Origin of the sequence: Mucilaginibacter ginsenosidivorax (assembly GCF_007971525.1) — a bacterium.
Taxonomy (GTDB): Bacteria; Bacteroidota; Bacteroidia; order Sphingobacteriales; family Sphingobacteriaceae; genus Mucilaginibacter; species Mucilaginibacter ginsenosidivorax.
In genome coordinates this window covers 3524663-3537768 of sequence record NZ_CP042437.1, presented here as the reverse complement: position 1 = coordinate 3537768, position 13106 = coordinate 3524663, and the positions used below count along the sequence as shown (strand labels likewise).

Below are 13106 nucleotides of genomic sequence, written 5' to 3'. Positions count from 1 at the left end.
TTGCTTTTTTTACTTGCCCGAAACCGGTTTTTAATTGCTTAAATTTACATATATCCTGCTGATTATATTTCAATTACGCATTTATTTGCCTGCTACCGGCCTGCCAAATAAAAAAAAATTTTTGTAAGGATATCCAAAACAAGCCGACTAAGCCATAAAAACGTATATCAAACTGATAAAAATTATGAAACGATTTAAAATATTGGCTGTTGCTGCAGGCCTTACAGTAGCCGTTTTGGCAACATCCGCATTTACTGTCACTGGTAGCGCTGCAAACAAAAACCACAGCAAAGTTTCGGTTAGCGGTTTTGCAGTAGTTGAACTGTTTACATCCGAGGGTTGCTCCAGCTGCCCGCCGGCCGATGAGCTGGTGTCACGTATACAGAAAGAAGACGCCGACAAACCGGTATATATTTTGGCTTTCCACGTTGATTACTGGAACCGCCTGGGCTGGAAAGACCCTTTTAGCAGTGCCGATTATTCGAAACGCCAAAACCAATATGCTAACTGGCTAAACCTGCAATCGGTTTATACGCCGCAGATAGTAGTTAACGGGCATAAGGAATTTGTAGGATCGGAAGAAGGTACTTTGCGTAATGCTATTACCGCCGGCTTACGCGCCGCCCCAGCGGGCGGGCTAACTCTTAACGCGCAGAATACCGCAGGCCATATTGCCGTGCAGTACAAGGCCGAAGGCGCCGGTAAAAACACAACTTTACTATTGGCCCTGGTTCAAAAAAACGGGCAAACCAAAGTGCAGCGCGGCGAAAACGGCGGCCGCACACTATCGCACGTGCAAATAGTACGTAACCTACAAAGCGTGGCATTAAACACAGGTGGCACCGGCACAGCAAATATTGCTTTGCCAAATGGTTTTAGCGCCGCCGGTTGTGAGGTTATTGGCTTTGTACAAAACAACGGCACTGGCGCCATATTGGCCGCGGCAAAATCGGGGTTTGATATAGGTACGAGTAAATAATAAAAAGGCTGGTTTGCTGCTGACAATAGATAATAAAGAGTTTGAAATCCAGGCGTATCGCATGGCGGCGATTCGACTCACCCCGACGAGGCTACGCCAGTCTCCCCCTCTCTCCGACTGTGTCGCATAGAGGGGTGGGATACGAAAAGTTGCCAAAGAAAAAAATGAAGTTAACCCTCTTTGCGGCGAAGCCGGAGAGAGGGTCGGCCAGCGTAGCGTAGCCGGGGTGAGTCGTAACCAGCGTTCAAAACGATGTTTATATAACATCAACAATTCATTAGTAACAGATCCTATAAGACTTTGTGCTTTGAACATTCACTATTCGATTCATTAATATGAAACCTTTAAACCAACACTAAATGAAAATAATAAAAGAAAAACACCCGCTGGCCATGCGGTGGACGCATTGGGTAAATTTCCCTATCCTTACAATTATGATATGGAGCGGGATGCTTATTTACTGGGCCAATGATGAGTACAGCATCACCCTGTTTGGGCATACCTTTTTTAGTTTTTTTCCCCAGGGGTTCTACCACGCCTTTAACATAACCCACCGGTTATCTGAGGGGATGGCATTCCATTTCCTGTTTATGTGGGCCTTTGCCCTTAACGGCCTGGTTTACGTATTGTACACCATCATATCGGGCGAATGGCGCGAACTGGTGCCGCAAAAAAAATCGTTTAAAGAAGCCTGGCTGGTACTGCTGCATGACCTGCACATCCGCAAAATGGCGCCGCCTCAAAATAAATACAACGCGGCCCAGCGCATTGCCTACACCGCAATTATTATAATGGGTTTTGGCTCGCTGATAACCGGGCTGGCTATTTACAAACCGGTGCAGTTTTATTATTTAACCTGGCTATGCGGCGGTTACCATTTTGCACGCATCCTTCACTTTGCTTTAACCATTGGCTATGTGTTTTTCTTCCTGATCCATATTGTACAGGTGGTACTTGCCGGCTGGAATAATTTCCGTTCGGTGATATCCGGATTTGAAGTTATCACCGTAAAAGATCCTGAACCTATTACCGAAACCCCAACCCCCACTACCGATGAAAACCCCGTTCAATAAAAAAAATAAAGGCCCTAAAAAACTCCTTACGGTTGAGCAAAAGATCAGCCGCCGCAATTTTATATCATTTGGCACCTTTTTTATAGCTGCCGGGGCTGCCTATGGTGGCTGGAAATGGCTTTATAATTCGCCTGAGGAAACGGCAACCGTAACCGCCGGGGCACGGGCTCCTTTACGCCGGGCTTTAAACAAAACCGAGCTTGCTTTCCGCAGGGTATTCAGCAATAATAACCTGGTTAAAACTTATCCCAAAGAAATGGCGGCCAAAAATGTACGCCATAATGAAGATATTGGCAGCGAAGGCAAAATAGATGTTGTCGCCTGGCGCTTGCAGGTAAAAAAACACTCGGGCGAGGTGCTGAGCATCTCTATTGATGATATTAAAGCCCTGCCCAAAACAGATATTGTTTATGATTTTAAATGTGTGGAAGGCTGGGACCAGATATCGCATTGGGGCGGCGTAAAATTCAGCGATTTTATAAGCCATTTCAAATTAGACGATCAGGCAAAATTACAATACGTAGGCCTGGCAACACCCGATAAAGGATATTACGTGGGCATTGATATGCCAAGCGCCATGCACCCGCAAACCCTGCTGGCCTATGAGGTAAATGAACAGCCCCTGCCGCCTAAACATGGCGCACCTTTAAGGCTCATTATCCCGGTTAAATATGGCATCAAAAACCTGAAACGCATAGGCACCATGACTTTTAGCAATAACCGCCCGCCCGATTACTGGGCCGAGCAGGGCTATGATTATTACTCGGGACTTTAGAAAGGGGAAAGGTAAAAGGGGAAAGGTAAAAGGGGAAAGGTAAAAGGTAAAAGGGGAAAGGTAAAAGGTTAAAGGGGAAAGGGTGAATGATTCGCCTTTATCCCTCAAACAACCTTTCTCCGGTAGCTTATCCCGCTCAGCCGCGGCTACCTTTTACCTTTCGCCTTTTACCTTTCGCCTCTCACCTTTGCGGCATTGAGTTAATATTTGCATATTGCATTACATGCCGGCAGCTAAACTTCCACTTTCAAAACAATTTGCTTATGCCTGCGGGATGATAGGTTGGAGCGTAATGACTAATATCATTATTGTGATGCTACCCTATTTTTACCTGCCTCCATCCAACTCGGGGTTAATTCCGCTGGTGCCGCAGTTGCTGGTGTTTGGTGTGCTCAATATCATGTCAATCATCGTGGCCTCGGGCAGGTTTGTTGACGCCGTTTTTGACCCTTTTATAGGTTCATTGAGCGATAAAAGCGAAAACCCGGCCGGTCGGCGCATCCCCTTCATGAAATGGGCCATTTTACCCGCAATTGTTTTTTGCGCGCTTACTTTTCACCCGGTAACCCGATTGGAAAGCATGAAAAATGCAGCCTGGATTACGTTTACCCTTGTTTGCTTTTTTATGGCTGCCACCAGCTACATTATCCCTTATAATGCGTTATTGCCAGAGATGGCCGATACGGCCGCCGAAAAAGTAAAGCTCTCCTCGTTTCAACAGGTGGGTTTTGTTATCGGCATCATCATATCGGCCATGGTAAATAATTTTGCCGATTTGGTGCAGCATAGCTTCCACATATTCGACCGCAATTCGGCTGTACAGTATACCATCTGGGGCTTGTGCGGCTTTGCAGGGTTAATAATGCTGGTGCCCGTTTTAAGTATCGATGAAAAAAAATACTCCAGCAGCAAGCCAACGCATTTACGGCTGATTCCGGCCATCAGAAAAACGTTTGAAAACCGAAATTTCAAGTATTACCTCATATCCGATTTTTCGTACTACATGTCGCTCAGTATCATATCAAGCGGTTTGTTATATTTTTTAACTGTACTGCTTAACCTGCCCGAATCAATGGGCGGCATATTGATGGGATCGATGGTCCTGTTTTCGCTGGTATTTTATCCTCTTGTTAATTTCCTATCTAAAAAAATCGGCAAAAAAACAATTGTATTGTTTTCATTTGGCCTGTTGAGCCTCATTTTTGTCGCTATATTCTTCCTGGGTAAGTTCCCGTTTGCGCCCCAGGTGCAAATTTACATCCTTGTTTTAAGCGCTTCTTTTCCGCTGGCATCATTAGGAATCCTCCCGAACGCGATACTTGCCGAGATTGCCCAAAGCGAGGCCCTGCGTACGGGTGAAAACCGCGAAGGGATGTTTTTTGCCGTTAAATACCTGTTTGTAAAATTAGGCCAAACGCTGGGTATAGCCCTGTTTGCTTTTTTAACTGTATACGGTAAAGATCCGGGCCACGATTATGGCCTGCGCCTTAACGGTATTTGCGGTGCTGTACTTTGCCTGCTGGCTATTGTGTTTTTTAGCAGGTTCAGGGAGCAGAGGGTGAATGGATGAGTGAATTTGAGGATTTGAAAATTTGAAAATGTAATGAAGCGAGGTTAGCGCCAATCCCTCAAGAGGGGTCGAAGAAACGCTTCTAAAGAGTAAACCGGGGGGTTGTCTGCATGTCTGTCAGCCGGTTTTAGGAGCGGCGGGCTACATGTTATAGTATTTTTGCAATGAATTTAAAAAACCTATTCCTGCTACTGCCTTGCGTATTAGTTATTACAGTTACAGCCTGCTATCAAAATGGCCCCAAAGTTATTGCCATCCCAAACACGGCGGTACATAAGCTTACTGTTAAAAACATGCAGGCTGACATGGGCGTACTTTGGGCTGCCATTAAAGAAATGCATCCCGCTTACGGCATTTATACCCCGCCCGATAGTTTACAAGTGGCATATAACCAGGCTTATTCGGCTATTAACAGGCCGCTCAGCGAAACCGAATTTATCAGCAGTGTTTACCCATTTTTGTGCCGGCTAAAATGCGGGCATACGCAACTAAGGCATTCCGAAGGATACAAAAAAACAGCCGCCGATAAAGAACCGCGTTTACCGTTTGAAGTACTCGTCCGCGACCATCGGGCATGGATTACAACCCATCAAAACGAGCTATTAAATACCGGCGACGAGGTTTTAAGCATCAATAACATACCTGTAACACAAATAATTAACCACGGGGCCGATTTGTATTGTGCCGATGGCGACGGCCAAACATTTAAAGAATTATTTTTAAGCGAATACGATGGCTTTGAAGATGCCTGTTATAAATATTACCGCTGGAAAGGGCCCTATCATCTCAACATTAAAACACAGGCAGGGGTAAAAAACTTAGTATTGGATACGGCCGGCAACCCTTCAATTACCCCACCAAAACCCGTTGACAATTTTGCAGGCTGGACCGAGGCAAAAAACACCGGCAACCTTCCCCTGCTTTTTTTAAAAAACAAATCCACCGCGTACTTTAAGGCAACAACATTTCGGTACGGCGATACTACGCTTTATCAGGAGGTATTTAAACAAATCCATCAACAGGGCACAAAAAACCTGGTGCTTGATTTAAGGCACAATACCGGCGGCGATATCAGGATAGCGATGCAGCTATTAGCTTACCTTGCCGATGGCCCTTTTCATATTGTTAAAGAAATAAAGTCGAGGATTCCCGATCCATCTGTAAACAGCTTTGAAAAATATTTTGACACAACACGGACAGCGAGTTTTAAATCAGGCTTTGAGCCGGGCAATAAAGCAGGTTCGTGGTATCACATTGGCGTTAAACCCGTATTCGGCAAGTTGTATGGGGCTTTGCCGCTTGCAAAGGCTAACCATTACAGCGGCAATTTATTGGTTTTAATTGATGGAGCTACATTTTCGTCTGCCGCCCTTTTTACTGCAGCGCTAAAATCGCAATGTAAAAATGCAACATTCATTGGCCGCGAAACAGCCGGCGCAGAGGAAGGTTGCAACGGGGGCACGCTACAACATTTAACGCTGCCAAATACCCATATAATTGTTGAATTTCCGTGGATGCGATTAGATGCTTTTACTAAAAACCCGGTACATGCAAGGGGTATTATTCCAAAGTATACCGTGCTGTATACCCCGCTGGATGTAGTAACAAAAAACGACCCCGACCTGGTAAAAGCATTAAGCCTTATTACAAATTAAAAACCACTTAACCACTCACCCAATCAACTCAATCAACCATTCACCAAAAACTACCTCCCAATATTATTAGGCCGTGTATAAACCAAATGCATTACGTTGATGTTGCGCATTTCAAAGGCGGCTTCGCAATAGCAGAGGTAATAATTCCATTTGCGGATAAATTTATCATCAAAGCCCAGCGATTTTACTTTAATCAGGTTGGCGTTAAAAGCTTCGTGCCATAATTTTAATGTTTGGGCATAATCCAGCCCGATATCTTTCAAATCAACCATCGTCATATCGCCGGTGCGGTTAATAGATTGGTTGATGGCGCCTACCGATGGCAACAGCGAACCGGGAAAAATATGTTTCTGAATCCAATCAACCCCCTTACGCAGGGCTTTGTAGCGTGAATCGGGCGAGGTTATTACCTGGATAGCCAGGATGCCGTCTTTCTTTAACAGTTCGTGACATTTTTGGAAGTAAACATCCATATAATTAAAGCCTACGGCTTCCAGCATTTCAACAGATACTATCTTGTCAAAAGTGCCATGCATCTGGCGGTAATCTTTTACCAGGATGCTTACGCTATCGCTTAACCCGGCGGCCTCAACACGCTCAACGGCCAGTTTGTGCTGCTCTTCGGATATGGTTAATGAGGTTACTTTACAGCCATATTTTTGAGCCATGTAAATGGCATTGCCCCCCCAGCCGCTGCCAATTTCAAGCACATGATCGGTTGGTTTTAAATGCAGCTGGCGGCACAGCCTATCATATTTGGCTATTTGCGCTTCTTCCAGGCTTAAGCCATCTTTATAAAAGTAAGCAGCCGAGTAAGTCATGGTAGGATCAAGAAAACTGGCAAAGAAATCGTTGTTCAGATCGTAGTGTTCCGAGATGTTCCTTCGCGAGCCTTCAACCGTATTGGCCCTTTTAAAATGATATATTTTATTAAACCACTTCATGACGTTAAGCGACAGCGTTTGAACTTTGCTACCCGAAAGCCCCGGTGTATTTTCAATATTCAGCAGGAACCATTTTATTACATTAGTGATATTATCGGTATCCCAAAGTCCATCAACATAGGCCTCGCCAAAGCCAATATCGCCAAATAAAATAATACGCTTATAAAATTCGCTGTGATTTATGGTAACGCTTGCCGTCACATTACCCGTGCCGTTGCCCAAAACCATTTGTCCGCCATCGGGCAAAGTAAGGTAAAGGGTTCCCTTATCCATTTTGGATAGGATATTCAAAACGATATCCTGGTAAAAGCTATTGGTTTTTGTGATTGTAAGCGTGCTGGCCATGGTTCAGAAAACTATTATGCTGGTATGGTTATTTGTAATAGTTACGTAATTTAATTGGTGCAAGGTTTTATACAATTTACAAAAAGTTGCAATAAGGCAAATGAAAGAGTCAAGAAATTAGATTCAAGAATCAAGAAAGACAAAAACAACGATCTATTTTTATATTTAATTTCGATCGGGAAAAAGCTACTAAACTGATAGCTTTTATATTCAAGCACTTTTTATTGTCTTAACTCTTGATTCTTGCCTCTTGGTTCTCTTCCAAAAGGTCTGAACACTTCTTTTTGCAGTTCTTTTTGATCTTCTTTTTTATGAAAGGGGATTTTTTTTAGCCAAAGCTTCAAAGCCTGCCAATGTATAAGCGTAATTACTTTTAGGGTGATGAGCGGGAAACTGATAAAATAAAGCAGCAGGTTTGCATCGGTAAGGGGTTTTCTTACTCCTTTTAACGTACTGATAAAAAAACGGTTGCCTTGTTTATCATAATCATCAATTCTCACGTCCAGTTTTTCGCCGGGGATGTGCAGGTCGAAATCAAAATTGGTATCCATATCGATGAACGGCGATACATAAAAGTATTTTTCGGTGTTCACTTTAAACTGATCGCCTTGCATAGTAGCAGCGCTTAAAAAGTATGGCTTCATCTCCAGAAAGGTATTGCAAACCTCCACTATTGAACAGGCAATTTGCCCGTTTTCGTGATAGCAAAAATAAAACGATACCGGGTTAAACTGGTAGCCCATGGTGCTCAAGTTGGTAAGCACCATGATACGGCCGGCGCCAATATCCACGCCGTTTTGTTGCAGATAAGCGGTAATATGCTGGCGGATGTTTTTGGAGGTATCCGGATTTTCGCGCGGCAGTTGCAAATGGTCTTTATCTTTAAAATTAAACAGATTGAACCTGTTGCGGCTCATCAGCTTCAGGCTTTTGCTTAGGCTATCAATCTCATCAAGGTCGAGGTAAAACATAAACACCTCATAGTGGAAGCTATGCACCTTTGGCGCAAGCCGGTGGTGCATCACTTTTGCCTTGTATAAGCAGGAATTGATAGCAGTGTTTGTCATGTTTGAATATACGGAATAAATGGGCGGTCGGTTGATGGACGGTCCACCTAATAATCAACTTTCGAAAAACTGTCCCGGTAGCCATATGTAGTAAATACGACCGAATTTAATTTACCGTTCTTGAAAGTATATGTGTGTGTTATTCCATCAACACATGAGCTAAACTGTATGACCTTGTAGTGATTCTTTAATTCGCCAGGGAAGTAGTCAAAAAACACTCTATAAAACCCTTCAAAATCAATTCCTATTTTTATGTTATTAGAAAAACTGACATCCGCATCGTATATCTCTCCTTTGAAAATATCTGTGTGGGTTTCTCCATCAGAATTGTCAAAAAAGAAAATCAGTTTACTTGATGCATGTTTTAATACCTGAAAAACAGCTGGGCCGCCAGGCATTTTATAAGTTTTATTAACAACCTTAAAGTTATTCAGAAGACTCGAACTAAATTTTAATTGATCTTTTATTTTTCCAAAAGGCCAGTAAACGTAATCTGCACAAACAACAAGGTGAATTGTATCGCTTCCGGCTTCCCGTAACGAATTAAACTTAAACTCTTTTTTAGGAGTGACCCACAGATTGCCTATCTTAAATGAATTTGTAGTATCTACAGGAACAGATTTAGTTTTAACAGCCTTATGCGTCGAGTCGCTACATCCCGATAATAATGTAGAAATGGTAATAATGTAAAATATCGACTTCATTATTGATAAGGCATTAAGCGGTTCCTAAAATAGCTATTCAAAACCTCATAAAGTTTATTGAAAATGAAATTTATACCGCCGGCTGTATCACCACACTTTCATCATACACCGGCCTGCCCAGCAACTGCGAGCAAAGTTTAACCGCACTGGCAAAGGCATCCTCGTGGAAGCCGTATTTAAAATAGCTGCCGCAAAAATAAACCGGCCCATCAAGGTTTAGCTTATACAACTGCTGCTGGGCGTTTATGGCAGGCACGTCAAACAAAGGGTGATGGTAATCAATCTCGCGGATGATCTTTTTAGGGTCTATGTTATCGTGCGGGTTGATGGATACAAAATAGTTCTTTTTATCTGATACGCCCTGCAGCATGTTCATCCAGTAAATGGTACTGGGGTTTAGCTTGCCGTCCTGGTTTTGGATGCGGTAGTTCCAGCTTGCCCATGCCAGTTTGGTTTTGGGCATAATGCTTTCGTCGGTATGCAGGGTGGCTTTATTGTACTGGTATTTAAAGCATGATAGCAGGCTGTGCTCGCGCGGTGTAGGCGTATCCAACAAGGCAAGGGCCTCATCGCCATGGGTTGCTATAATCACCCTGTCGAATGTTTCCTGCGAGCCGTCGGCTGCATGCACTGTTACTTTACCGTTGGGGGTACGCACAACCTGGGTAGCTTTGCGGTTTATATGAATACGGTCTTTAAACGGCCTGATCAGGATTTCCCGGTACGATTGACTCCCGTTCTCTAACGTATACCACTGGTGCTGGGTATCCAGCCCTAAAAAGCCATGATTCTGAAAAAAACGGATAAGCGTTACAGCTGGAAAATCCAGCATCTGCTCCATCGGGGTAGACCATACAGCCGAGCTCATGGGCACCAAATATTTCCACAGCATTTCTTCGCCAAAACCAAACTCTTTTACATACCGGCCTATCGAATAATTGGCATACTTTGGGTCGTCAACAATTTTAACGCTATCTTTATTAAACCTGCCAATCTGCATCAGCATTTTAATGTATTTAATATTAAAGATGTTTTTGCGCTGTGCAAATAGGTGGTTTACACTCGAACCCGAATACTCCAACCCGGTAGGCACGTGCTGCACACTGAACGACATATCGGTTTTTTTAACCGGTGCGCCAATCTCGGCAAACAGTCGGCACAAGTTGGGGTAAGTATGGTAGTTAAAAACCATAAAGCCGGTATCTACATACACGGGCTTACCCTCTTCGTCTACCGTTACAGTATTGGTATGGCCGCCAACATAGTCGTTTTGCTCGTAAAAAGTAAGGTCGCTGTTGGGGTGCAGGAAATGGCCGCAGCCCATACCGGCAATACCGGTGCCTATAATAGCCGTTTTTAACATGTTATTTTGTTACCGTATTTAAAAAACGTTCAACCGTATAAGTAGCCAGCTGCCCGCCAGGCCCGTTTAAATTAAAATCGAAGCCGTGCGTAGCCCAGGGCAGTTTTAAGTAAAAATGTTTGATGCCGTTTTGTTCCAGCTTCAGGGTTAACCTCCGGCTGTGCTCGGGCGATACCAATACATCGTTTTCGCCGTGGATGATCAGTGTAGGCAAGGCTTGCTTACCCACAAACTCCAGTGGCGAGCAAGCCGCAAACTTTTGCGGCACCTGCTGATAAGCGCCCCCTATGTAATCGCGCATCACTTTACGCGAGTCCATGATCAACCGGCTTGATGGGATGGAATATCCCCAAACCATATCTGCCGGCCCATAATAATCAATTACGGCTTTTAATCCCTGATCGTGCAAGGTGTAAGCAGCCAACAAAGCTATCTGCGCCCCGGCCGACCGGCCCAGCAAAATAAAATTATTGGTATCGATATGTAACTCCGCAGCATGTGCACGCAGGTAGGCAAAAGCGGCATGCACATCCTCTACCGGCGCAGGCGTTTGGTATTTGGGCGCCAGGCGATAAGTTATGGCCGCTACGTTATAACCTATGGTTGCCAAATAGCTGTTTAATTCGGGTAGTTGTTTATTATCGCCCTTATTCCATGAACCACCGTGTACAACAACTACGCAGGGCCTGTTACCCACTTTTTGTGAGGGGAAATAATCCATAGTAAGGTTTAAATCCGGGTACTTGTTGTAGATGTAAGTTTTATAGGCAACCTCCTTGCTTCCTCTGAACATATTAAAAAAACTATAGGGCGATTGTGTATTGGCACCGTCAACAATAGTGCTGCCCGGGCCAAACGCAGCGGTAAAATTCTGCTTAAGATTTGCGGCTACATTATAGGCTCTGATTATTGGTGTGGTAAATAAAATAAGTGCCAAAACACCCGTAATCGTTCCGGCCAGCTGGTATTTTGCAGAAAAAAAGCCCGACAAAAGCGCGGCCAAACTAAACAGGATAAACACCCAGCAAAACTCCGTGGCGATGATGGATACCATCCACATGGTGTATTCAAACGCTTTAAAAATAGTGAGTAAGGATATCAGCAATAGTATAATGCAGATTACAAAACGGATCATGCTGCTTTTTTATGAAATAAATAGTGACTTACAATCCATTCGTTTCCGTTATTATAGTTCCACAGCTCGGCACAAGCCATGTAAAATATACGCCAGTACACCCACCATTTTATGGCCTGGTCCTTCCCATAGGTTTGCTCAAACAATGGCATAATTTCGGCTTTGTGTTTATCCATATTGCTTAGCCATGCTTCGGATGTTTTGCCGTAATGGCTGCCGCTTACGTGCCAGTGTTTTTCAACCAGCAGGTGGTCGTTAAAATAAAACATCAGGTCGTCGCTGGGCATAATGCCTCCGGTAAAAAAGTATTTGCTCATCCAGTCGGTTTCGTCAATTACCTCAAACAGGTAAGCGTATTCCTTGTGCGTAAATATATGAATGAACAGCTTTCCATCTGGCTTTAAAAACGACGCTACTTTGGCCATCAGCAACTGGTAGTTACGCATGTGCTCAAACATCTCTACCGATACCACGCGGTCGAATTTGTCGGCTATCGTAAAAGTGTTCATATCGGCGGTAAGCACAATAAGGTTGCTTATTCTACGCTTGGCGGCCTGTTCATCAATATATTTTTTTTGCGTGCGCGAATTTGATACTACCGTAAAGTTACTCTGCGGAAAGTTAGCTGCCATGTACAAGGATAACGAACCCCAGCCACAACCCAGTTCCAAAATATTCATGCCATTGGCTAATGCTGCCCGTTGGCAGGTAATTTCCAGCATGTCATCTTCGGATGTATCAATATCGGTAACGCCGGGTTTCCAGTAGCCGCTTGAGTATTTTAAATTTTTGCCCAGGCAGTACTGGTAAAATTGGGTTGGTACTTCATAATGCTGTTCATTGGCATCGGCAGTATTAACCGCAATAGGCGATGCCTTTAACTGGGCAATTAATGCCATTAAATGTTCCTGCTGAGCCTCAACATCGCCTTTATTTTCATCGGCAAGGCGTTGCTTTAATAACTTACGGATCCCCTGCCTTAAAAGCAGGTCCGGGACTTTATTTTGTTCAATTAATTTATCGTACCACATATTTTAGGTTGTACGTTTAACGCGTTAAGTTATACGTTTTTGTTGAGTTGATTTTCAGAGGTATACGTTGTACGTTATAACTTGGATTTCGGCCCAGCTATTTTTATTCCGGAAGAATAAAAGCCCGGCTTTTTATATGATTTTGGCATCGATATTTTACTAAATATTAGCCCGTTTTTGTCCGCACCCAACGCTGGCTATTCTTGGTTCAGGTATTCAGCACTGTGGCTATCCTAAAGCAAACCGGCTAAATACTCCTTATTTCAGAAAAAACCGATCAAAATTTATTTTTCCCCAATTAAACAACCCGCTTAAACACGACTGTTTTAAAATACTATTAATCAATTACTTACAAAGCATTAAAGACCTTTTCATAACAATAAAATTGCATTGCTAAGTTTTATTACACAAAAAATATTTATACACCATTGTAACGTAACAGATATTTTACACGTCATTGGCTTC

At 43.5% G+C, this 13106-nt stretch carries 11 protein-coding genes; 5 read left to right on the top strand and 6 right to left on the bottom strand.

What is annotated here, in order from left to right; genetic code table 11:
- The first annotated feature begins 184 nt into the window (after positions 1–184).
- The 5 genes from FSB76_RS14785 (at position 185) to FSB76_RS14765 (ending at position 6052) form a co-directional block, all read left to right on the top strand.
- Entirely contained in the window at positions 185–979 is a 795-nt protein-coding gene (locus FSB76_RS14785; RefSeq protein WP_147054580.1) for a DUF1223 domain-containing protein, read from the top strand.
- A 359-nt stretch (positions 980–1338) separates the two neighbouring features.
- Positions 1339–2052: a cytochrome b/b6 domain-containing protein gene (locus FSB76_RS14780; protein WP_225976517.1), complete on the top strand. Its 714-nt coding sequence runs from the start codon at positions 1339–1341 to the stop codon at positions 2050–2052.
- Entirely contained in the window at positions 2033–2827 is a 795-nt protein-coding gene (locus FSB76_RS14775) for a molybdopterin-dependent oxidoreductase (protein ID WP_147054578.1), read from the top strand. Before FSB76_RS14780 ends, FSB76_RS14775 begins: the two co-directional genes overlap by 20 nt.
- A 223-nt stretch (positions 2828–3050) precedes the next feature.
- A complete protein-coding gene (locus tag FSB76_RS14770) occupies positions 3051–4397 on the top strand; it encodes an MFS transporter (protein ID WP_147054576.1) in 1347 nt (448 codons plus the stop codon).
- A 164-nt stretch (positions 4398–4561) separates the two neighbouring features.
- Complete coding sequence (locus FSB76_RS14765) at positions 4562–6052, top strand: S41 family peptidase (RefSeq protein WP_147054574.1); 1491 nt, start codon at positions 4562–4564, stop codon at positions 6050–6052.
- 50 nt (positions 6053–6102) lie between these two features.
- Here the strand turns inward: FSB76_RS14765 and FSB76_RS14760 are convergent, their stop codons facing one another.
- The 6 genes from FSB76_RS14760 to FSB76_RS14735 form a co-directional block, all read right to left on the bottom strand.
- Positions 6103–7341, bottom strand: a complete 1239-nt coding sequence (locus FSB76_RS14760; protein ID WP_147054572.1) for an SAM-dependent methyltransferase — start codon at positions 7339–7341, stop codon at positions 6103–6105.
- A 221-nt stretch (positions 7342–7562) separates the two neighbouring features.
- Positions 7563–8408, bottom strand: coding sequence for a DUF1365 domain-containing protein (locus tag FSB76_RS14755; protein WP_147054570.1), 846 nt, complete (start codon positions 8406–8408; stop codon positions 7563–7565).
- A 47-nt stretch (positions 8409–8455) separates the two neighbouring features.
- Positions 8456–9112, bottom strand: a complete 657-nt coding sequence (locus tag FSB76_RS14750) for a hypothetical protein (protein ID WP_147054568.1) — start codon at positions 9110–9112, stop codon at positions 8456–8458.
- 70 nt (positions 9113–9182) lie between these two features.
- A complete protein-coding gene (locus FSB76_RS14745) occupies positions 9183–10475 on the bottom strand; it encodes an NAD(P)/FAD-dependent oxidoreductase (RefSeq protein ID WP_147054566.1) in 1293 nt (430 codons plus the stop codon).
- A 1-nt stretch (position 10476) separates the two neighbouring features.
- The gene (locus FSB76_RS14740) at positions 10477–11610 is read right to left on the bottom strand and encodes an alpha/beta hydrolase (RefSeq protein WP_147054564.1); all 1134 of its coding nucleotides are present in this window, start codon (positions 11608–11610) and stop codon (positions 10477–10479) included.
- A complete protein-coding gene (locus FSB76_RS14735; RefSeq protein ID WP_147054562.1) occupies positions 11607–12641 on the bottom strand; it encodes an SAM-dependent methyltransferase in 1035 nt (344 codons plus the stop codon). The genes FSB76_RS14740 and FSB76_RS14735 overlap by 4 nt, the downstream gene beginning before the upstream one ends.
- Positions 12642–13106 lie beyond the last annotated feature (465 nt).